This is a genomic window from Nocardia rosealba, from assembly GCF_020216065.1.
In the GTDB taxonomy this organism is placed as follows: domain Bacteria; phylum Actinomycetota; class Actinomycetes; order Mycobacteriales; family Mycobacteriaceae; genus Nocardia; species Nocardia rosealba.
This window is the reverse complement of record NZ_JAIWNA010000001.1, coordinates 579920-600423: the sequence shown is the minus strand read 5'-3', so window position 1 is coordinate 600423 and position 20504 is coordinate 579920. Positions and strand designations below refer to the sequence as shown.

17 protein-coding genes and 1 tRNA gene are annotated in these 20504 nt (G+C 69.7%); 7 read left to right on the top strand and 11 right to left on the bottom strand.

The features are described 5' to 3' along the window. Positions 1-47: 47 nt before the first annotated feature. A complete protein-coding gene (locus tag LDL21_RS02605; protein WP_225278659.1) occupies positions 48-2225 on the top strand; it encodes a hypothetical protein in 2178 nt (725 codons plus the stop codon). Here the strand turns inward: LDL21_RS02605 and LDL21_RS02600 are convergent. Continuing rightward, entirely contained in the window at positions 2218-3144 is a 927-nt protein-coding gene (locus tag LDL21_RS02600) for an alpha/beta hydrolase (protein ID WP_225278658.1), read from the bottom strand. The genes LDL21_RS02605 and LDL21_RS02600 overlap by 8 nt on opposite strands. Before the next feature lie 291 nt (positions 3145-3435). Between LDL21_RS02600 and LDL21_RS02595 the strand changes: the two genes are divergently transcribed. Beyond that, the gene (locus LDL21_RS02595) at positions 3436-4926 is read left to right on the top strand and encodes an MDR family MFS transporter (RefSeq protein ID WP_225278657.1); all 1491 of its coding nucleotides are present in this window, start codon (positions 3436-3438) and stop codon (positions 4924-4926) included. A gap of 60 nt (positions 4927-4986) precedes the next feature. Here the strand turns inward: LDL21_RS02595 and LDL21_RS02590 are convergent, their stop codons facing one another. Next, on the bottom strand, positions 4987-5616 hold the full coding sequence (locus LDL21_RS02590; RefSeq protein ID WP_181696706.1) for a DUF4097 family beta strand repeat-containing protein: 630 nt from the start codon (positions 5614-5616) through the stop codon (positions 4987-4989). Positions 5617-5775: 159 nt separating this feature from the next. Here LDL21_RS02590 and LDL21_RS02585 point away from each other — a divergent pair, with 159 nt between their 5' ends. Further along, entirely contained in the window at positions 5776-8910 is a 3135-nt protein-coding gene (locus LDL21_RS02585) for an ATP-binding protein (RefSeq protein WP_504803639.1), read from the top strand. On the opposite strand, the gene LDL21_RS02580 is transcribed toward LDL21_RS02585, so the two are convergent. Together LDL21_RS02580 and LDL21_RS02575 are read right to left on the bottom strand one after the other, a co-directional pair. Beyond that, a complete protein-coding gene (locus LDL21_RS02580) occupies positions 8894-9670 on the bottom strand; it encodes an ABC transporter permease (RefSeq protein WP_181696708.1) in 777 nt (258 codons plus the stop codon). The genes LDL21_RS02585 and LDL21_RS02580 overlap by 17 nt on opposite strands. After that, on the bottom strand, positions 9667-10611 hold the full coding sequence (locus tag LDL21_RS02575) for an ATP-binding cassette domain-containing protein (RefSeq protein ID WP_225278655.1): 945 nt from the start codon (positions 10609-10611) through the stop codon (positions 9667-9669). Before LDL21_RS02575 ends, LDL21_RS02580 begins: the two co-directional genes overlap by 4 nt. A 143-nt stretch (positions 10612-10754) precedes the next feature. Between LDL21_RS02575 and LDL21_RS02570 the strand changes: the two genes are divergently transcribed. Further along, a complete protein-coding gene (locus LDL21_RS02570; RefSeq protein WP_225278654.1) occupies positions 10755-11231 on the top strand; it encodes a GtrA family protein in 477 nt (158 codons plus the stop codon). An 8-nt stretch (positions 11232-11239) separates the two neighbouring features. Here LDL21_RS02570 and LDL21_RS02565 read toward each other — a convergent pair whose 3' ends face one another. Next, on the bottom strand, positions 11240-12088 hold the full coding sequence (locus LDL21_RS02565) for an SDR family NAD(P)-dependent oxidoreductase (RefSeq protein WP_225278653.1): 849 nt from the start codon (positions 12086-12088) through the stop codon (positions 11240-11242). 185 nt (positions 12089-12273) lie between these two features. Continuing rightward, complete coding sequence (locus LDL21_RS02560; RefSeq protein WP_225278652.1) at positions 12274-14235, bottom strand: AfsR/SARP family transcriptional regulator; 1962 nt, start codon at positions 14233-14235, stop codon at positions 12274-12276. Positions 14236-14293: 58 nt separating this feature from the next. Here LDL21_RS02560 and LDL21_RS02555 point away from each other — a divergent pair, with 58 nt between their 5' ends. Next, positions 14294-15163, top strand: a complete 870-nt coding sequence (locus LDL21_RS02555; RefSeq protein WP_225278651.1) for an alpha/beta fold hydrolase — start codon at positions 14294-14296, stop codon at positions 15161-15163. A gap of 73 nt (positions 15164-15236) precedes the next feature. On the opposite strand, the gene LDL21_RS02550 is transcribed toward LDL21_RS02555, so the two are convergent. The 5 genes from LDL21_RS02550 to LDL21_RS02530 all read right to left on the bottom strand — a co-directional run bounded on the left by LDL21_RS02550 (position 15237) and on the right by LDL21_RS02530 (position 19424). Further along, positions 15237-15309: transfer RNA gene (locus LDL21_RS02550), tRNA-Ala, on the bottom strand. An 87-nt stretch (positions 15310-15396) separates the two neighbouring features. Continuing rightward, on the bottom strand, positions 15397-16392 hold the full coding sequence (sepX, locus tag LDL21_RS02545; RefSeq protein WP_225278650.1) for a divisome protein SepX/GlpR: 996 nt from the start codon (positions 16390-16392) through the stop codon (positions 15397-15399). Between the two features lie 136 nt (positions 16393-16528). After that, positions 16529-17179 carry a GNAT family N-acetyltransferase gene (locus LDL21_RS02540; protein WP_067485934.1) on the bottom strand — a complete coding sequence of 217 codons (651 nt, stop codon included), beginning with the start codon at positions 17177-17179 and terminating at the stop codon, positions 16529-16531. A 12-nt stretch (positions 17180-17191) separates the two neighbouring features. After that, positions 17192-18451, bottom strand: a complete 1260-nt coding sequence (gene glp, locus LDL21_RS02535) for a molybdotransferase-like divisome protein Glp (protein WP_181696717.1) — start codon at positions 18449-18451, stop codon at positions 17192-17194. Between the two features lie 46 nt (positions 18452-18497). After that, a complete protein-coding gene (locus tag LDL21_RS02530; RefSeq protein WP_067485930.1) occupies positions 18498-19424 on the bottom strand; it encodes a UTP--glucose-1-phosphate uridylyltransferase in 927 nt (308 codons plus the stop codon). An 87-nt stretch (positions 19425-19511) separates the two neighbouring features. Between LDL21_RS02530 and LDL21_RS02525 the strand changes: the two genes are divergently transcribed. Then, positions 19512-20111, top strand: a complete 600-nt coding sequence (locus tag LDL21_RS02525) for a 5-formyltetrahydrofolate cyclo-ligase (RefSeq protein WP_225279215.1) — start codon at positions 19512-19514, stop codon at positions 20109-20111. A gap of 69 nt (positions 20112-20180) precedes the next feature. Continuing rightward, positions 20181-20477: an FmdB family zinc ribbon protein gene (locus LDL21_RS02520; RefSeq protein WP_181696718.1), complete on the top strand. Its 297-nt coding sequence runs from the start codon at positions 20181-20183 to the stop codon at positions 20475-20477. Positions 20478-20504: the final 27 nt, after the last annotated feature.

Below are 20504 nucleotides of genomic sequence, written 5' to 3'. Positions count from 1 at the left end.
CCGCGCTCGTGTGGGTACGCGCGGCGCTCGAACCGCGAAAACAAGTGATGCGGTGGGCAGGACTTGTCGTTGTCGCGGTCCTGGCGGGGTACATCGCGGTGTTGCTGGGCGACGCGCGCCATTTCTACACCGACGATACCGAGGCGCAGTACGTGCCGATGTGGCAGCTGCTCGGCGCCGAACTGCGCGCCGGCCGGTTCCCGGCGATGGTCCCGTGGGAATGGATGGCGGGCAACTACAGCCTCGAGGAGGCCGGGCTCTACAACCCGGCCCAGCTGCTGGTGTATCTGCTCGCGCCCTCGTTCGACAATCTGGCCGGCTACGCGACGGCCGTGAAGTTCGTGTTCTCCGCGATCGCGGCGCTCGGCGTGTTCCGCATCTGCCTGGCCTACGGCGCGCGGGCGCCGTGGGCGGCACTGGCCGGGGTGGCGTTCCCCTTCAGCGGCTGGTTCCTGTTCTTCGACGAGGCGAGCTGGTTCACCTCCCAGACGGGCACCGCGTGGCTCGTGCACGCCTGGGCCTCGGCGGTGCTCTACGCGCGCAAACGATCCGGCCCGATCCCGCTGTTCGTGTTCCTGTACCTGGCGCTGACGATCCAATACGTCTTCCCGGCGGTCGAGGCCGCGCTGATGATCGTGGCCGTAGCCGCCGGGGAGTACCTGTACCAGCGCAAGTGGGTGCCGGTGCTGCGGATGCTGACCGCCGCCGGTCTCGCCGCGCTGGCCTCGCTGATCGCGAATCTGCCGCTGCTGCTGTCGTCCCAGGCCACCTGGCGCGGCGACGTCTCGACCATCCACAACGATCCGTTCCTCACGGTGCCGTGGTCGGAATCGCTCAATGCCAGTCTGCCCAGCACGGTTCCGGCGTTCACCGCGTGGTGGGGACATGTGCAGCCACTGCCGATGGTCTACATCGCGTGGTTCGTGATTCCGGCGCTGGCCTTCATCGATTGGAAGGCGGCGGCGAAGACGGCGAGCGAGTGGAGCGGCATCGCCCTGTTCGGGGTGGCGACGCTGATGTGGACGGCGGGACCGGGCGCGATCGGCCCGCTGCGCTGGCCCGCACGGGTGCTGCCGATGCTCGCCATCGCCGTGCTCGTGCTCGTCTGTGTGCTGCTCAGCAGGTACGGGGTGTTCGCCTCGTCGCGGCGGCGGTACGCGGCGGCGGGCGCGTTGATCGGGCTGCTGTTCATCCGGTCCTTCTCGGCCGCACCGGAACTCGTGGTCCGGCATGTGCTCGCGGTCGTCGTGGTCGTGGCGATGGGCGCGGGCGCGCTGTGGCTCGCGCGCCATCGTGGCGTGGCCGCCGCGGCGGTGGCGATGATCGCCGCGACGATGCCCATCGCGTTCGCCCAGGTCGCCGCGGCTCCCGAAACCCCACTGTCCTACGGGTTCCCGGAGCGGCGCTCGGAGATGCTGGCCGCCTTCCCCGATTTCGGCGGGCGCACTTTGCAATTGGCCGACCGCATCGCGGTGCGCGACGAGGAACGCACGCTCGCAGGCACTTACGGATCGATCGCGCTCGGCAGCTATGCCAAGAACATGGGCCTGCAGTACGTGAACGGGTACACACCTGTCGGGCACGCCGCCTTCGCGGGACTGCTGTGCATGGCGTGGGACGGTGGTACCTGCCCGGACGCCTATCGCCGGGTGTTCGCTGTCGAACCATCGACCGACACACCGATCGTCGACCTGATGCGACTGGATCGCGTTGTGCTGCAACGCGCGCAGTACCCGGACGCGGGCGACAAACCCGCACCCCCTGGCTGGGCGTTCGTCCGCTACCCCGGCCACGAGCACCAGATCTGGGTGCTGGAACGCGTGAATCCACTGCCCTCCCCCGGCGACATGATCGCGCACGAATCCGGTGTCCACGCCACGGTGATGCAGGAGGCCGGGCTCACCAACCGCGCGACCGTCTCCTCCGGCACCGGCGGACGGATCGTGTTCTCACGCCTGGCCTGGCCCGGCTACACGGCCACCCTCGGCCCGAGCGAGATCCCCACCCGCGCGGTGGCTGGCACCTTCCTCGCCGTCGACATTCCGCCCGGCACGCACAATGCCGAGCTCACCATCACCTGGCGACCGCCCGGCCTGTCGATCAGCCTCACGGCGGCACTGCTCGCCGTGCTCGGGATCGCTGCGCTGCACTGGTGGTACCGGCGCGAGGACGAACCGGCGATCGAGGAGCCGACCGCCGAGCGCGCCCACGTCGCGGTCAGCTGATCGCGGCGGCCAGGTGCGGCCAGGCTTCGTGCAGGTCGGCCTCGAACTGACCCCAGGTGTGCGAACCGGTCGGCCGGTGCACGTGCACGGCCGGAATGCCCAGCTGGGCGAGGCGCCCGGCGAAGGCAGCCGTGCAGGCACCCGCGATGCTCTCGAGCGGCGGCATCGGCAGACCACGGTCGGCGGCGCCCGGTGCGCCTGTCGCCGCGGCGAGGAAGATCGACTTGCCCGCGAGCCGACCAGCATTGGCGAACACGTCGTGCTCGCGCCAGGTGGGTCCGCCCGGCACGCCCCACATGTTGCCCGGGTTGCCGCCGCCGCGCACGGCCTGGGCGCTCGCCATCGCGATACCCATCGGGTCGGCCGCCCACGGGCATCCGCTCAGCGCCGCGACCGCCGAGAACCTCGGGCCGCCCTGGATCGCCAGATCCAGCGCCGACGCCGCGCTCATCGACACACCGGCGATGGCGTTGCGGCCGTTGGTGCCGAGCGCGCCGTCGATCACGCCGGGCAGTTCCTCGGTCAGGTAGGTCTCCCACCGCACGCGCCCGACGGCGGGATCGTCGGAGATCCAGTCGGTGTACAGGGTGAACGCACCACCGACGGGCATCACCACATTGACGAACTTGTCGGCGAAGAAGTGCCGCACATCGGTGTTGTCCCACCAGGAGATGCCGTCGGCGCCACCGCCCGCACCCGTGAGCAGGTACAGCGTCGGCGCACCCGCGCCTGCCGCCTTGATCACCTTGTTCTGCACGACCCGCCCCATCGCGGGCGAGTACACGTCGATCTGGGCGGCCCGCCCACCTAAGGGCGCCTCCCCCGTCACATGAGCCCCCGGATCGGCTGTCGCCCGGCCCGCGCCGACAACAGCAACGATCGCGCACACCACAGCAAGCCACAACCTCGATGTAGTCACTGATCCGGTATACCCCCTGCTCGCGGGTTCGACACGGAATCACACGCGCTCGGCCGACACCGCCACCGGATGGTGACCAGGGTCACTGCGGCTTGGCCGGATGACCTACGAGGCGCTGGTGAGCTGCTGTTTCCGCCGATAGCCGAGCTCTCGGCGCCCGGAAAACCAGATGATTTGTGTCGGTGGTGAACGGAATACTTGCCCGCGCCCGATGAGTTGGACCGACGGCCCCCGTCTTCTTTCTTGTGGTGCCCGCACACCCGCCGTTCCCCGCCCCGGAGGTTTACCCGAATGCCAGCCGATATATCCGCACCTGCCGCGAAGGAGCGGACGCCCACTGTCATCCGGGTCCTGGTACTCGCGACCTTCGTCGTGATCCTCAACGAGACCATCATGATCAACGCGATCCCCCGCCTGATGGAGGATCTGAAGGTCACCGAGGTGGCCGCGCAGTGGGTGTCCACCGCGTTCATGCTCACCATGGCGGCGATCATCCCCACCACCGGCTGGTTCCTGCAGCGGGTGACGACCAGGACGGCATACGCCACGGCGATGGCCACCTTCATGGCGGGCACCGTGCTCTCGGCCGTCGCGCCGACCTTCGCCGTGCTGCTCATCGGCCGGATCATCCAGGCCGGTGGCACCGCGGTGATGATGCCGCTGCTGATGACCACGCTGATGACCGTTGTCGCGGAGAAGGATCGCGGCCGGGTGATGGGCAACGTCACCCTGGCCATCTCGGTCGCGCCCGCGATGGGTCCGGTCGTGTCCGGCCTGGTGCTGCAGATCAGCGTGCCCCAGATCGACTCGTGGCGACTGCTCTTCGTGCTGATGCTGCCGATCACCGGCATCGTCACCTGGCTGGGTCTTCGCCAGCTCGAGAACGTCGGCGAGCCGGAGGCCGGGGCCATCGACCTGCTCAGTGTCGCGTTGGCGGCGCTCGGTTTCGGTGGGCTGGTGTACGGGCTGAGCAAGTTCCACGGTGACGACTACACGACCGCGATCGCGATCGTCGCTGCCGGCCTGGCTCTGATCGCCGCGTTCGCGCTGCGTCAGATGCGCTTGCAGCGAACCGGCACTCCGCTGCTCGACCTGCGTGTGCTGCTGGCGGGGACCTACACCAAGGCGCTCGTGCTGATGTCGGTCGCGTTCCTGGCGATGATGGGTTCGATGATCCTGCTGCCGCTGTACCTGCAGAACCTGCGGCACCTGAGCCCGCTGGAGACCGGTCTGCTGGTGATGCCGGGTGGTCTGGCGATGGGTCTGCTCGGTCCGACCGTCGGCAAGCTGTTCGACAAGTTCGGTGGGCGCGTGCTGGTGATCCCCGGTTCGATCGGCATCACCGTCTCGCTGGCGGGCTTCACCCAGATCTCGATGGACATGCCCTACTGGCAGCTGCTCGGCCTGCACATCCTGATGATGGTGTCGCTGGCGGCCACGTTCACCCCGGTGTTCACCCTCGGCCTGGGTGCCCTGCCGATGAACCTGTACTCGCACGGCAGCTCGATGCTCGGCACCCTGCAGCAGGTGGCCGCGGCCTTCGGCACCGCGCTGGTGGTCACCGTGATGTCGGCGCGCAGTACCTCGCTCATCGACGCGGGCACCGACCCGGCGACGGCGGGCCTGGACGGCATGCGCCTGGCCTTCGGTGTCTCCGCCGTCCTCGCCCTGATCGTCATCGCGATGGCGGTGTTGCTGCCCGCTCGCGCGGCGGCCGACCCGCACGCCGCCCCGGCGGTGCAGGACGCCGAGGAGGAAACCCCGGAGCTGGTCAAGAACTGACCTGTTCCCCGCGAAGCCCCCGTTCCTCGTGGACGGGGGCTTCGTCGTTCTCCCGGCCGGTCAGGCCGCGGGACGGATGATGATGTCCCCGACGGTATTTCGCGCGTGCAGGCGCACCGATCGACCGTTGGGTGCAACCGGCACGATCGTGTTGCGCACGGCGCCGACGGTCGCCTCGGTCTCGAGCTGCACGGCGGTGCCGGGGCGGATGCCCACCTCCAGCTCGCCCATGGAGGTCTCCACCCGGATCTCGCCGCTGGTCACCTCTCCGATGCGGATGTCGCCCTTGGCGACCTTGGCGGTGACCGGACCCGCGGGGCGCTCGAGGACGATGTCGCCGAGGGAGATCGTCAGGTCGCAGGCGCCGAGCGCACCGTTGCCGCGCAGCTGCCCGACCCCCGCCGTCCCGGTGAGGTGTGAGCCGGTGGGCACCTCGATGGTCAGTTCGATCGATGGGTTGCCACCGAACGGGCTGTGGGTGCGCCAGCTCTTGGGCGTCACCACGGTGAGTTTGCCGTCGGCGAAGTTCACCTCGGTCTGTTCGGCGACACGCACGTCGCCCTTCTTGCCCGGATCGGACGGTGCGACGGTGACGACGGCGTCGGTGCGGTCGGAGGCGATGACGGTGACGCCTGCCGACAGGACATCGACGCTGACGGTGACCGGTGCGGTGGTGGCGAAGGTGTACATCGGGTGCTCCTCGGTGGATCCGTTCGGTTGATGACCATACTGTCGCGACCGGCGCTGACACGGAGCTGACACCACCCTGACGCACCCGGGGACACCATATCCGGACAGGCGACCAGCTGTGGTGGGCATCGCCCGGCCGCCCGGTGCACAATGGGCGACGTGCAGATCGGAATGCTCGGGCCGCTGGAGATCCGGACAGCAGACGGTGGATCGATAGCGATACCCGGCGCTCGATTGCGGGCATTGCTCATCGCCCTCGCGCTGGAACCGGGCCGCGCCATCCCCAAGACCCGGCTCGTCGACCTGATCTGGGACGAACAGCCCCCGGCCGATGCCGCGAATGCCTTGCAGGCGTTGGTTTCCCGGCTGCGCAGGCTGCTGCCCGACGGTTCACTCGAGGTGCAGGCGGGCGGGTACCGTCTCGCCGTCGATCCCGGCGCCGTCGACGCGGTGCGCTTCGAACGACTACTCGACGACGCGCGCGGCACCGACGACCTGCGCCAGGCCGAACTGCTGCGCGAGGCACTAGAACTCTGGCGTGGCGAGCCCCTGCAGGACGTCGCCGACAGCGCTCCGTTCGACCCGGTGGTCACCCGTTTCCGGGGACTGCGCCTGGCCGCGATGGAGGACCGGTACGAGGCCGAGGTGCGGCTGGGTCGTGGCCCCGAGGTCGTCGCCGAGCTCACCGAAGTCGTTGCGCGGCATCCGGTTCAGGAGCGACTGGTTGCCGCGCTGATGCGCGCGCTCGGCGCGGCGGGTCGCGGGGCCGAGGCGCTGGTGGTGTACCAGCGCACCCGCGAGGCACTGGCCGACGAACTCGGCGTCGACCCGTCACCGGAGCTTTCGGAGTTGCACGTCGCGCTGCTGCGCGGCGAGGTCGGCGCCCGGCCCGCGCAGCGCTCGACGAACCTGCGCGCCGAGCTCACCAGCTATATCGGCAAGCACGGCGACATCGCCGTGGTGCGCGAACTCCTTGCGACACATCGGCTCACGACGATCACCGGCCCCGGCGGCTCGGGCAAGACCCGGCTGGCGGTGGAAGCCGCCCGCACCATGCTCGACGACCTCCCCGAGGGCGCGTGGCTGGTAGAACTCGCCGCCACCGACGCGAGCGGCGACCTCGCTCAGCTGGCCTTCGCGGCACTCGGCCGGCGCGACGCCCTGATCGGCGACACCCCGAACGCCGAACCGATGGACCGGCTCGTCGCCGCCATCGGCGACCGGGAAACCCTGCTGATCCTCGACAACTGCGAGCACGTGATCGAGGCCGCCGCCACCTTCGCCCACCGGATCCTGGGTGAGTGCACGGGTCTGCGCATCCTGGCGACGAGCCGGGAACCGCTCGGCATCACCGGCGAGGCGCTGTGGCAGGTCGCACCGCTCACGGTGCCGCGGGAGAACGCCGACCCGCAGGCGATCGAGTCGTCCCCCGCCGTCGTCCTGCTGCGCGACCGCGCGAGTGCGGTGCGCGGCGACCTCGGTTCGGATGCAACGGCTTTGGCGACGATGGCCCGGGTGTGCCGGGCCCTGGACGGTATTCCCCTCGCGATCGAGTTGGCGGCGGCGAGGCTGCGCACCATGTCGCTCGAGCAGCTCGCGCATCGCCTCGACGACCGGTTCCGCCTGCTCACCGGCGGCAGCCGCACCGCGATCGCCCAGCACCGCACCTTGCGAGCGGTGGTCGACTGGAGCTGGGAGTTGCTGTCGGACGCGGAGAAGACGGTGCTGCGCAGGCTCGCGGTGTTCTCCGGCGGTGCGAGTCTCGAGGCGGCCGAACACGTCTGCGCCGACGGTGCGACGGTGCAGGACTGGGAGGTGCTCGAACACCTCACCACGCTGACCGAGAAGTCGCTGCTCACGGTGTCCGAGAATCCACAGCCTCGCTACCGCATGCTCGAGACCATCAAGCAGTACGCGGCCGAACGCCTCGACGAGGCGGGCGACGCCGAATCCGCACGCCGAGCGCACATCTCGCACTTCATCACCCTGGCGGCCACCGCCGAACCCCACCTGCGCCGCGCCGAGCAGCTCGACTGGCTCGCCGTACTCGAGGCCGACCACGACAACCTCGCGGTCGCCATGCGCACGGCCCTCGCCGCCGCCGACGCCGATTCCGCGATGCACCTGGCCGCCGCGGCGGGCTGGTACTGGTGGCTGGCCGGCTATAAGGGCGAGGGCACCGAGTTCTTCCTGGCCGCCGTCGAACTGTCCGGCGACGTGGACGACGAGACACGGGCAACGGTGTATGCCCTGGTCGTGCACTTCCTCAGCGGCGGTCGCAGTGGTGAACACGAGGTCGGGGAATGGATCCGCAAGGCCAACCGATACGGCCGCGACAGCCGGGGCGGACATCCCGCGCTGCGGTTCGCCGGTGCGCTGGAGCGCATCCTGGCCGGCCCCGAGCACTATCTGCCCGCGTTCGAATCGCTGCTCTCCGACGACGATCCGTGGGTGCGCGCGTTGGCCCGGCTGCAACTGGGCAAGCTGCGCACCGTGCTCGGCCATCCGGGTCGTACGGCCGACGAACTGCTGGAGCAGGCGCTCACGGAATTCCGTGTCATCGGCGAGCGCTGGGGGATGTCGTTCGCGCTGACCGAGCTGGCCAACCGCACGGCCATGCGCGGCGAATTCGATGCCGCCTGCGCGCTTTTCGACGAGGCGATCGCGGTGGTCACCGAGGTCGGCACGCTGGAGGCCGTGGTGCGGATGCGCGCACGCCAGGCCCAGCTGTACTGGTTGCTCGACGACAGTGAGGCGAGCGAGGCGGCGTTGGCGCACGCGCAGGAGTGCGCGGACCGCACCGGCTGGCCGACCTCGCTGGCCGAGGTCGCGCTCGTCCGCGCCGAATTGGCCAGGTGGAGTGGCGAACCCGTACTCGCGCAGCAGCAGATGGAACTGGCACAGAAACTGCTCGGCGACGAGGCCGGGCAACCGGTGGTCAGCGCCATGGCCCACGATCTGCGCGGCTATCTCGCCGCCGATCTCGACGAGGCACGTACCAGCCACCGCGCGGCCTTCCACGCCGCATCGAGCGCCGGTCACGCGGCGCTGCTGGCCCAGATCCTGGTCGGGATCGCGGATCTGGCCTTGCGTGCCGAACAACCCGCGCAGGCCGCCCGGCTGCTCGGTGCCGCCACTGTCACACGCGGCGTGCCCGACCTGTCGCTGCCCGACGCCGCCCGCATCGAGGAGCAGGCACGCCGAAGCCTCGGCGAAGCGGACTTCGCCGAGGCGGTGGCTCGGGGGTCGGAATCGGATGTCACCGAACTGGTCGAGCTCACACTCGCTTGCTGAAGGTCGAGCGCGACCACACATAGCCGATCACCGCGAAGCCCGCGCACCAGGCGAAGGCGGCGATGGTGTGGCCGCCCGACGGCGTACCGGCCAGGAAGCCACGCACCGATTCGATGATCGGCGTGAAGGGCTGGTACTCGGCGAACTGCCGCACACCGGGGCCCATCTTCTCGGCGGGTACGATCGCGCTGCTCAGGAAGGGCAGCATGAGCAGCGGAACCACCGACATGCCCGCGGCCTCCGGGGTCTTGGCGGCCATGCCGAGGGCGACGGTCAGCCAGGCGGCGGCGAAGGCGGTCGCCAGCAGCACACCGAGCGCGCCGAGCCACTGCACCGCGCTCGCCGGTGAACGGAACCCGAGCGCGAAACCGACGCCGAGCACGGCCGTCAGGGCGATCACATTGGTGACGATGCTGGCCGCGACATGCCCGGTGAGCACGGCACCGCGCGACACATCCATCACCTTGAACCGGTTGATGACGCCCTTGGTCATGTCCGAGCTCACCGACACCGCCGTGCCGGACAGGCCGTAGCTGATGGCGAGCATGAGCATGCCCGGCACCGCGTAGTCGATGTAGTTCTCGCCGACATCGAAGGCGTCACCGAAGACGTAGACGAAGATCAGCATCATCATCACCGGCATCAGCGCGGCGTTGAAGATGGTCACCGGACTGCGAGTGATGTGGGTGAAGTTGCGCCGCAACATGACCGACGAATCGAACAGGGCACTGGACAGCGGGTTGGACGTGGTGGTGCTCATCGGGCTTCGGCCTCCTGGGTTGCGTGCCCGGTAAGGGCGAGGAAAACGTCGTCGAGATCGGGGGTGTGGATGGAGACCTCGTCGGCCTCGAGGTCGTGGGCGGCGAGCCGATCCATCAGGGCGCGAAGGTTTTTCGTTCCCCCGTCGCCGGGGACGCTCAGGGTGAGCGACTCCTCGTCGGGGGTGGAGCCGGCCAGAGCCCGCGCGGCGGCGGCGAGTTCGGCGGCGGCGCGGAAGCGGAACTTGATGTGGCTGCCGGGAATTCGGCGCTTGAGTTCGCTCGCGGTGCCTTCGGCGACGATGCGGCCCTGGTCGAGCACCGCGATCTTGTCGGCCAGCTGATCGGCTTCCTCGAGGTACTGGGTGGTGAGGAAGATCGTCACGCCCTCGTCGGTCAGTTCGCGCACCATGTCCCACATGGTGCGGCGGCTGCGGGGATCGAGGCCGGTGGTCGGTTCGTCGAGGAAGATGATCCGCGGCTTGGTCACCAGCGTCATCGCCAGATCGAGCTTGCGGCGCATGCCGCCGGAGTAGCTGCCCGCCTGCTTGTTCGCCGACTCGACCAGATCGAAGCGCTCGAGCAGGTCGGCGATCACCCGTTTACCCGCGGCGCCGCGCAGGCGGTGCAGGTCGGCCATCAGCCGCAGGTTCTCCGCACCGGTGAGCAGGTCGTCGACGGCGGCGAACTGCCCGGTGACGCCGATGGCCTTGCGGACCGCCTTGGTCTCGGCCATCAGGTCGTGGCCCGCCACCCGCGCGGTGCCCGCATCGACCTGAAGCAGCGTGGTGAGCACATTGACGGTGGTGGTCTTGCCCGCGCCGTTCGGGCCGAGCAGGGAGAAGATGCTGCCCGCTTCGACGGTGATGTCGATACCGTCGAGAACTTTCTTGTCCCCGTAGGACTTCCGCAGCCCCGAGGCGGCGATTGCTGTGCTGTTCATGCCGGCAACAGTCGCCGGGCAGGCTGACATCGCACTGACGGCGACCTGACACCTCCCCTGACACACATCAGCGTCATACCGTGTGCGATGTCTGTCAGTGCCGCGTCAGGTCCGCGTCAGCGCATCGGGCGACGGTTCCTCTCGTGAACAGCATCGCCATCGCCCCCGTCTTCGGTCCCCTCGTCGCCCCCGCGCCGGACTGGTCCCGTCTGTACGCCTGGGGCCGCCGGTTCGCGCTCGGCGACCATGCCGTCGCCCAGCTGCTGCGCTTCGCGGTGGTCGGTGGGGTCAGCAACATCGCCTACGTGCTGCTGTTCATGTCCTGCACCGGCCTCGGCCCCCTCCCCGCCAATGTCGCGGGCTCCGTGGTGAGCACGGTGATAGCCAACGAACTACACCGCCGCCTCACCTTCCGCACCACGGCTGTCCCCTGGTTCACGGCCCAATATGAGGGCGGCGGCCTCGCACTGATCGGCCTGGGCATCACCACAGCCGCCCTGGCCGCCCTCGAATCCTTCGCCCCCACCCTCGACGACCTCACCCAGGCCGGCGCCATGCTCGCGATCATGGCCGCCGTCGGCCTGGCCCGCTTCCTGAGCCTCCGCTACCTGGTCTTCTGATCCCCGGCTCAGATCCCGGCGGCTCGGACGACAGCGTCGGTGAGGCGCGGGGAGAGGGCCGACATCAGTCGCAGCACTCCGGCGTAGACGGGGTACAGCTCGACCGGCTGATCCCGGACAGCGGTGAGCACCCACTGCGCGGCCTGGTCGGGAGTGAGGGCCGCTTGGCTGTCGTACTCGGCGGTGGGACTGATCATCGGAGTGCGCACGAGCGGGAATCCGATTGTGGTCACCTTGATGCCGGTGCCGTGACATTCCGCGCCGACACTGCGGCCGAAGGCGGCGAGCGCGGCTTTGGAAGCGTGGTAGGCGCTGAATTTCGGCATCACCCCGGCGGTGGTTCCCCAGGTACCGATGTTGATGATGTGGCCGCGGTTCACCAGGCGCAGCGCGGGAAGCATCGCCAGCGTCAACCGGACGGGCCCGAAGTAGTTGACCGCCATGGTCCGTTCGTAGTCGTGCGCCCGTTCGGCGGCGTCGAGCGCCGTGCGCCGGATCGAGCGTCCCGCGTTGTTGATGATGATGTCTGGCACCCCGAACAGGTCGAGCACCGTCGTGGCCAGTTCGCTGACCTGATCGGCGTCCGTCATATCGCACGACACCGCGTGCGCGCTCCCGCCCGCGGCGGCGATATCGGCGCAGACCTGGTCGAGCCGCTCCCGATCACGGGCGACGGCGACGATGTGGGCACCGTGGCTCGCCAGCAGATGCGCGGTGGTCTCACCGATCCCCGACGACGCCCCGGTCAGCACGACGACTTTCCCGCTGAGGTCGACCGGTCCCGAAAGAGCCGCACCCAGCACGGATTTGGCGGAAGGTGCGGGATTGAGAAGAACCTTCGTCACGGGATTGTTCATTGCGCCTGCCCTGGATCGGAGGTGAGTGGGGCCGACTGCCTCGCAGCGACTCTCCAGCGAATTGACCAAATGGTAAGTCACCGGCGGTGGTCTTCCCCGCCCTCGAACCTCGCCCCCATGACTGGAAGGTCGTCTTCGACCGCTCCGACCCCGACAGTGGACCCGTCGCGGGGTGCGCGAGGTCGTCAGTTCCGGGCTGCTTCCAGTTCCGCGAGGTAGTCGGCGACGGGACCGGCCGTGAACAATCCGCCTGCCGCGCCTGCGGATTCGGCGGCCGCGGGTAGCAGGGCGGTGTGGGCGCGGGCGATGGTGTCCTGGTCACCGACCAGCAGCGCGGCGCGGCCGAGGACGCACCAGAGTGCTTCGGCATGCGGATCTCTCGGTGGATCGGGCAGGCCGCGCAGGGCGAGGCGCGCGGCTGCGAGATCGCCGGCTTCGGCCAGGAGCAGCGGACGGATCCACGGCTCCGCCGGGCCCCACTCCGTGCCCGGCTCGGGCCGGAACGAGCGGTGGTGTTGCAGGTGTAGGCCGAGCAGCGCCAGGGGCAGCAGTCCGTCGGCCAGGCCAGGCATCCCGGATCCCGGCAGGAGTTCGGCGGCGCGCAGGTACGCGTCGCGCGCCTGGTCGAAGGGCTCGGTGACCGCTGTGCGCAGGGCTCGGTACCAGGTGGTGAAGACACCGACCAGCGGCAGGTCGTGCCGGGTAGACAGCTCGTCGGCCGCCTGGGCTTGAGTGTCGGCCAGCGTGAGATCATTTGTGGCACAGGCAGATTGCAGGTTGATGAGGTGACCGAGGACGGCAGTGCGGACCAAGCCGTGCTCCTCGCCGAGGACCACCAAACGCTCTCCGAGCACCGCACGTTCGGCGGCCAGGCCGGTGCGGGCGAAGCTCTGCATGTAGACACCGTTCAAGGCGTAGGCCAGCAGTGGCGCGTCCCCCATTTCGCGCGCCGAACGTTCGGCTTCGGCTGCGGCGCGTTCGGCACGGGGTCCGGCGTCGACGCCGCGCGATTCCACTGCGATCGTCGCCAGCAGTCGGCAGCGCAGCGCGGCGGGCCCGTCCGGAATCGCGGCGAGCGCGCGTTCGGCGCTGCGGACCAGCGATCGGGCCCGGGGCGGGTCGTCGGCGCGGGGCCACACGGCGGGGACGTCGTAGGCGCCGATCACGCGCGCGGTCAGGATCGGGTCGCCGAGTTGTTCGGCGGCGGTGACTGCCGCGGCCCGATGCCGCTGTGCCGCATCGAGTCCCGCACCGCCGGTGACGGCCAGGTCGCGCATCAGACCGACCGTGGATTCGAGCCGGACGCGGTCGGAGACGGTGCTGTCGTAGGCGGCGGTCGCCTGCGCCCACAGCCGGGCCGCGTCACCGGTGCGGTCGAGGTATCCAGCCTGGCGCAGGACGTCTTGTTCCAGCCGGGACAGGCGCGGGCCGGGTTCGAGGCCGAGGTGGTCGCGCAGCATCGCCCGTGCGCGCCGCAGCACCGTGAGGGCGTCGGCCTGCCGACCGGCGCGGTACAGCGCCAGCGCAAGCAGGTGCCAGGCGTCCTCCCGCCACGGGTGTTCGACGACGTGCGCGTCCAGATCGGCGACGGCGGCGCCCGTGTCACCGAGTTCGATCCGCGCCGCGGCCAGCCGCTCGACCGCTAGCGAGCGCAGTTCGGTGAGCCGGCTCCGCGGCGCCACCGCCCACGGCGCGTCGCCGGCTTCGGCGTAAGCGGGTCCGCGCCACCAGCTCAGCGCTTCGCTCAGTCCGGCCACCATCCGGGCGGGCGGCGCGTCGCCGAGCGCTTCCACCGTGTGGGCGAAGCGCCACACGTCCACCGCGTCGTCGGGCAGGCGTAGCGCGTAACCGGGCCCCTCGGTAACCAGCACGCGGGCTGGCGTGCGTGGTGCGCGCTCGGGTTCGAGGCCGCGGCGCAATGCGGCGACGAAGGTGCGCACAGTGCCGACCGGGTCGCGGGGTGGTTCCTCCCACAGGTCTGCCACCAGCACGTCGACCGGGACCACCCGGCGGTGGGCGGCGACCAGTCTGGCCAGTACGGCGCGCTGTCGCGGCCCACCGAGCGTGACCGGCGCACCGGCCGCGTCGAGCGCCCGCACCGCCCCGAACACACCGATCTCCACCTGACGTACCGTACCGACGCTCATCGGTTGCTCATTCGCGGCACGCACCGTGGACAGGACCGAACGAGTGAACGGAGCAACCATGATTTTCCCCCACTTCGAGACCCACATCATCGAGGTAGCCGACGGGGTGCGGCTGTCGGCGGCTGTCGGCGGTTCGGGCAGCCCGATCGTGCTGCTGCACGGTTTCCCGCAGACCCATCTGATGTGGCGGCACGTCGCCGCCGACCTCGCGACCGAACACACCGTCATCTGCCCCGACCTGCGCGGTTACGGCGCCAGCGACAAGCCGCTCGACGACGGCGACACCTACAGCAAGCGCGTCATGGCCGCCGACATCGTGGCGCTGGCCCGAGCGCTCGGCCATGATCGCTTCGCGCTGGTCGGGCATGACCGCGGTGCGCTGGTGGCCTTCCGGGCCGGGCTGGATCACCCGGAGGTCATCACTCATCTCGCCTGCTTGGACGTACTGCCCACCCTCGACATGTGGGATGCGCTGCACGGGACCGCCGGTGCTGTCGGCTTCCACCTGTATCTGATGGCGCAGCCGCCGGGTCTGCCGGAACGGATGATCGCGGCCGCGTCCGACGAGTTCTTCGGCTACTTCCTCGACGCCTGGACCCTCGATCCGCAGGCCCTCCCCGCGGAGGTCCGCGACACCTACCTGGCCGCGTGCCGGGCAGCGGTCCCGTCCATCGTCGCCGACTACCGCGCCTCGGCCACTGTCGACGTCGACCACGATCGCGCCGACCGAGCAGCGGGCAATACCCTCACCATGCCGGTCACCGTGCTGCAACAGGACTGGGGTGCCGCCCTCGGCTACGACGCCACCGCCCTCTGGAAAGCATGGGCTCCCGATCTGCGACATCGCACGGTCGAGGCAGGCCACTTCATGGCCGAACAGGACCCAGCACTGGTCGCCACGGAGATCCGTGCCCTGCTCACCCGCTGACGCGGCCGCTACGACACCGGTCCGCGCGCATGAAAAAAGCCTCCCACTTGCGTGAACAAGTGGGAGGCTGGAGTGGAGCTAAGGGGAATCGAACCCCTGACCTTCTCGATGCGAACGAGACGCGCTACCAACTGCGCTATAGCCCCGTGCGGCTCTGGCGAACCGCGCTGTGACACTGTATCAGGCGGTGCGGCCGGATACCGAATCGGTGTGCTGACCTGCTGTTTTGCCGGTTATTCGCCGACGGCTCGACCGAGGTCGGAGACCCGGTGGCGCAGTGCTCGGGCGGTGGCGGGATCGAAGGTTTCGAGGTGTTCGAACATCGGGTCCTCGTCGTCGGTGTCGAGCAGGGTGGAGCGGCGGCGCAGGGCGCGGGCGGTGTCGCGGTCCATGGTGCGGCGGGTGGTGGCCGCCTCGGGGGTGGCGGTGGCGGTTTCGCGGGTGCGGCCGCGCGCGAGGCGGGCCATGCGGCGGCGCCGGATCTCCTCCTCGACGTGCACCTGCTTGCGCAGGTACGCCAGGTAGCCGGCGAGCACGGCGGCGGACAGGCCGCAGGCCCACCAGAACATCGAGTTCAGCAGCAGACCGAAGGCGGCGAACAGGATGACGGCGATGATGAGGCCGAGTACCGCGCGCTGGCGGAAGCTGTAGCGGGCGGCGCGGGCGATGGCGTCGGCCTCGGGGTCGTAGCCGCCGCGTCCGCGCCGCGACGGCACGAAGTCCTCGTCGTCGTCGAGCGCGGCGGGTTCGGGTAGGTCGTCGAGGCGGGCGGGTGGTGCGGGTGGGATGCGCGCCGAGACCGGCGGTTCTTCCACGCCGGTCTCGACCGAATCCGGTTCGGCCGCTTCGTCGTCGGCCTCGGTGGCGGTGAGTTCGGCGTCGTCGCCGGGTTCTTCGTCGGGGCCGTGCTCGATGTCGTCGAGTTCTGCTGTGACGGTGGGCTTTTCGTCATCGCCTTCGGTGACGGGCTCATCGGTCGTCATCCGATCCTCCGAATCGGTACGGTGGGGGCGCTTGGTCAGCACACGGGGGCGATAGTCGGGGTCACTCTCGTGTCCGCCCGCCGCCCCGATGCGAATCCGTCGTTCGGCCCCGCCACGGTGCAGCACGCGCGTGGCGAGTGCAGCGTCGGTGGTGCGGCGGATCCGGGGATGCCGGTCCGCGAGGATCGGGAACAGGACGAATACCCACAGAACGACCAGTCCGATCCACAGGATCGAATTAGGCATCGCGGTCATCACCTCCCGTCCCCGCCAACATGTTGTCCATCCGTGGACGCACTACCGACGTCCGTAGGTTAATTCGGGCACGCGCGCCCGTGTGGCAGGCGCGCCGTGCACACCTGCCACATGAGTAACAGAATTTTCACGGCAGCGCCGCTCGACCCTCCCTGACCAGGCGATCTACGACGGTGCCCATGACCTCTTCGACAGTCAAGCCCACCAGCAGATGATCGCGCCAGGCGCCGTCGACGTCGAGGTAACGACGCAGCAAACCCTCTTCACGGAACCCGACATTGCGCAGAACGGCTTGGCTGGCAAGGTTTTCCGGCCGCACCGTGGCTTCCACCCGGTGCAGGCCGACCGGCCCGAAGCAGTGGTCGAGCCCGAGCCCGAGTGCCGCCGTCGCCACCCCCTGGCCGCCCAGATCCTTGGCCACCCAGTACCCGATCCAGGCCGAACGCAGCGCCCCGCGCACGATATTGCCGATGGTGAGCTGCCCGCTGAACTGCCCGTCGACCTCGATGACCAGCGGAATCATCGCCCCGCGCCGCGCTTCGGCCTTCAGGCTCGTCCACAGCGACGGCCAGTTGGAGGCGTGATTGCGCGCCTCCCAACTGCCGCGGCCGGTCGGTTCCCACGGTTCGAGGTGGTCGCGGTCGCGCAGCCGGATCCGGCTCCAGGCGGCGGCGTCGCGAAAACGCACCGGCCGCAAGGTTACCTGGCCGCCCGCCACGATCACCGGACCGAGACGAGCAGGCCACCCGGGATGCTGACCGGCCCGGAAGACGTTCATGGACTCCACTTCTCAGCCGCGCTGCGCCAGGAACGCGACCCGCACCTCGTCACCGGTGCGGAAATCGGTGTCGTCGGGTTCCACCACGATCAGGCTGTTGGCCTCGGCGAGCGTCGCGAGCAGGTGCGAGGAGCCGCCGTTGCCGTTGCCGAGCGGCTGCACCAGGTAGTCACCGGTGGCCTCGTCGCGCAGCAGCTGGGCGCGCAGGTAGCCCTTGCGTCCCGGCATCGAAGTGATGGGAGTGATGGTGCGCGCGTTGACGATTCGCCGCATCGGCTGACGCCGCCCGAGCGCGATGCGGATCAGCGGCCGCACCATCACCTCGAACACCACGAGCGCGCTCACCGGATTCGACGGCAGCAGGAAGGTCGGCACCTCGTCGCGCCCGAGCCGGCCGAAGCCCTGGACGGACCCGGGGTGCATGGCCACCCGGTCCACCTCGAGCTCGCCGAGCCCGTCGAGCGCCTCACGCACCTGCTCCGACGCCCAGCCGCCGACCGCGCCCGCGATCACCACGACCTCCGAGCGCACCAGCTGACCTTCGACCACATCGCGCAGCCGGCGCGGGTCGGCGCTGACGATGCCCACCCGGTTCACGTCGGCACCGGCGTCACGTGCGGCGGCGGCCAGGGCGTAGGAGTTCACGTCGTAGACCTGGCCGGGGCCGGGTGTGCGGTCGATATCGATCAGTTCGCCACCGATGGAGATCACCGACAGCCGTGGGCGTGGATGCACGAGCACCTTGTCCTGGCCGACGGCGGCGAGCAGGCCCACCTGGGCCGCGCCGATGATGGTTCCGGCGCGAACCGCCACGTCACCGGGCTGCACGTCGTCGCCCACGCGGCGCACGTAGTCGCCGGAGCGAACCGGCTCGAACACCTTGATCCTGGCCCGGCCGCCGTCGGTGAACTCGACCGGGAGCACCGCGTCGGCCAGCGTCGGCATGGGTGCGCCGGTGTCGACACGCACCGTCTGACGCGGTTGCAGACGGATCGGCTGACGCGAACCCGCGACCACCTCGCCGACCACGGGCAGGGTGAGGTCGATGAGTTCGCCCTCTTCGTCGCGCACCTCGGCACCGGCGGCGCTCACATCGACGCTGCGCACCGCGTAGCCGTCGATGGCGGCCTGGTCGAAGCCGGGCAGCGGCCGCTCGGTGACCACGTCCTCGGCGCACAGCAAACCCTGGGCCTCGGAAATCGCCACCCGGACCGGCCGGGGCGCGACCGCTGCCGCGGTGACCTTGATCAGCTGATCCTCAACCGAGCGCATCGAGCTCCTGTGTGTATCGGCGACGGCTTCGCCGGTTCCCATCGTTTTACGCGACCGGCGCTTGCGGGTCCCATTCCGGGCTGAGCCGGAACTTCAGCCACTCGCGCAGTTGCGGCCCGTATTCGTCCCGCTCGAGGGCGAAATCGACGGCAGCTCGAAGATAGCCGCCCGGGTTGCCCAAATCGTGGCGCGACCCACGATGGACGACCACATGGACCGGGTGATCCTCGGCGATGAGCAGGGCGATGGCGTCGGTGAGCTGCAACTCGCCGCCCGCGCCCGGCTCGATGCGGCGCAGGGCGTCGAAGATCGCGCGGTCGAGCAGGTAGCGGCCGGCGGCGGCCAGCGTCGACGGCGCGTCGGCCAGATCGGGCTTCTCGACCATGCCGCGCACCCGGAGCACATCGGCCTCCGCGCCCTCGGCCAGGTCTTCCACGTCGAACACACCGTAGGCACTGACCTGCGACTTCGGCACGTCGATCGCGCACAGCACGGTGCCGCCGCGCTCCCGACGGACCCGGCTCATCGTCTCGAGCACACCGCAGGGCAGCACGAGGTCGTCGGGCAGCAGCACCGCGATCGCGTCCTCGTCGGCGTCGAGGACGGGCTCGGCCTGGGCGACGGCATGACCGAGACCGAGCGGCTCCTCCTGCACGACGGAGGTGACGTCGAGCAGACCGGGCGCCTTGCGCACCTTCTCGAGCAGCGCGAACTTGCCGCGCTCGGCGAGGGTGCTCTCCAGGACGAGGTCCTCGACGAAGTGAGCGACCACGCCGTCCTTGCCCGGCGAGGTGACGATCACGAGGCGGTCGGCACCGGAATCCGCGGCCTCGGCGGCGACCAGTTCGATGCCGGGCGTGTCGACAACCGGCAGCAGTTCCTTGGGCACCGTTTTGGTCGCAGGCAGAAACCGCGTTCCGAGTCCGGCCGCGGGGACAACCGCAGTGCGGAAACCGGAAGTCTTGTCTGTCATGCGCATACCCTATCCATTCAGCGTGCCGTCCGATCGCCCGTCGCGACGATCCGGCGTCGGCAAGAGCTTAGGGTGGTCGCTGTGGAGATGCCCGGTGAGCGCACGAAATATGCGTGGCGACGTGAGATCCTGGCCACCCGGGCCGCCGTGGGACCCGCCGAACACGCTCGTGAGGCAAGTGCCCTCGCGGCCACCGCGGCCCTGCTGGCCGGGGCCGATGAGGTGGTGTGCGCCTATGTACCGACGAAGACCGAGCCGGGCGATCTGCGCATGCTCGATGCCCTGCGCGAGCGCGGCGCCACAGTGTTGCTGCCCGTCACCGGAGAGCCGGGGCCGCTGAGCTGGGCGCACTACGCGGGCGCCGATTCGCTGCGCCCCGCGCGCTACGGCCTGCTCGAACCGATCACCGAGACCTTGCCGCCATCGGTGGTCGCCGAGGCCGCCACGATCCTGATCCCGGCACTCGCGGTAGACCGGCGTGGTGTGCGACTCGGACGCGGCGCCGGGTACTACGACCGCACCCTCGGCGCGGCGAGTGCGGGCGCGCGGTTGATCGCGGTGGTCCGGGACGTGGAGTTGGTGGTCGAGTTGCCCGAGGAACCGCACGACCATCGGATGGGCTGGGCGTTGACGCCCGAGGCGGGCCTGAGCGAGCTGGGCGATCCCCGCGCGCGAGCGGCGGAATGAAACGGCGATTGGCGAGGTTGGCAGTGTCGGCGGTAGAGTGCTAGATCGACGAGACTTGCGGAGGATCCTGTGCCAACTTATTCGTACGCGTGCACCGAGTGTGACAACCGCTTCGACATCGTTCAGTCCTTCTCCGAGGATTCACTGACGGAATGCCCGCAGTGCACGGGGAAGCTGCGGAAGCTGTTCAACTCGGTCGGGATTGTGTTCAAGGGCAGCGGTTTCTACCGCACCGACAGCCGTGGTGGCGCGTCCACCGCGAGCGAGCCGGCGAAATCCTCGGACGGTAACGGCAGCTCCTCGTCGAGCGGGTCGTCCGCGAGCGGTTCGTCGTCGAGCGCAGCCGCTCCCGCCGCCGCGAGCTGAACGAAGAGTTCTCCACACCCCCGAGTT

Coding starts and splice junctions, on each gene's coding strand:
- sepX (WP_225278650.1), bottom strand. CDS start 16,392: ATGCCTAATTCGATCCTGTGGATCGGACTGGTCGTTCTGTGGGTATTC.
- LDL21_RS02540 (WP_067485934.1), bottom strand. CDS start 17,179: ATGAACGTCTTCCGGGCCGGTCAGCATCCCGGGTGGCCTGCTCGTCTC.
- LDL21_RS02530 (WP_067485930.1), bottom strand. CDS start 19,424: ATGACAGACAAGACTTCCGGTTTCCGCACTGCGGTTGTCCCCGCGGCC.
- LDL21_RS02565 (WP_225278653.1), bottom strand. CDS start 12,088: ATGAACAATCCCGTGACGAAGGTTCTTCTCAATCCCGCACCTTCCGCC.
- LDL21_RS02590 (WP_181696706.1), bottom strand. CDS start 5,616: ATGTACACCTTCGCCACCACCGCACCGGTCACCGTCAGCGTCGATGTC.
- LDL21_RS02555 (WP_225278651.1), top strand. CDS start 14,294: ATGATTTTCCCCCACTTCGAGACCCACATCATCGAGGTAGCCGACGGG.
- glp (WP_181696717.1), bottom strand. CDS start 18,451: ATGCGCTCGGTTGAGGATCAGCTGATCAAGGTCACCGCGGCAGCGGTC.
- LDL21_RS02560 (WP_225278652.1), bottom strand. CDS start 14,235: ATGAGCGTCGGTACGGTACGTCAGGTGGAGATCGGTGTGTTCGGGGCG.
- LDL21_RS02605 (WP_225278659.1), top strand. CDS start 48: ATGCGGTGGGCAGGACTTGTCGTTGTCGCGGTCCTGGCGGGGTACATC.
- LDL21_RS02595 (WP_225278657.1), top strand. CDS start 3,436: ATGCCAGCCGATATATCCGCACCTGCCGCGAAGGAGCGGACGCCCACT.
- LDL21_RS02580 (WP_181696708.1), bottom strand. CDS start 9,670: ATGAGCACCACCACGTCCAACCCGCTGTCCAGTGCCCTGTTCGATTCG.
- LDL21_RS02575 (WP_225278655.1), bottom strand. CDS start 10,611: ATGAACAGCACAGCAATCGCCGCCTCGGGGCTGCGGAAGTCCTACGGG.
- LDL21_RS02525 (WP_225279215.1), top strand. CDS start 19,512: ATGCCCGGTGAGCGCACGAAATATGCGTGGCGACGTGAGATCCTGGCC.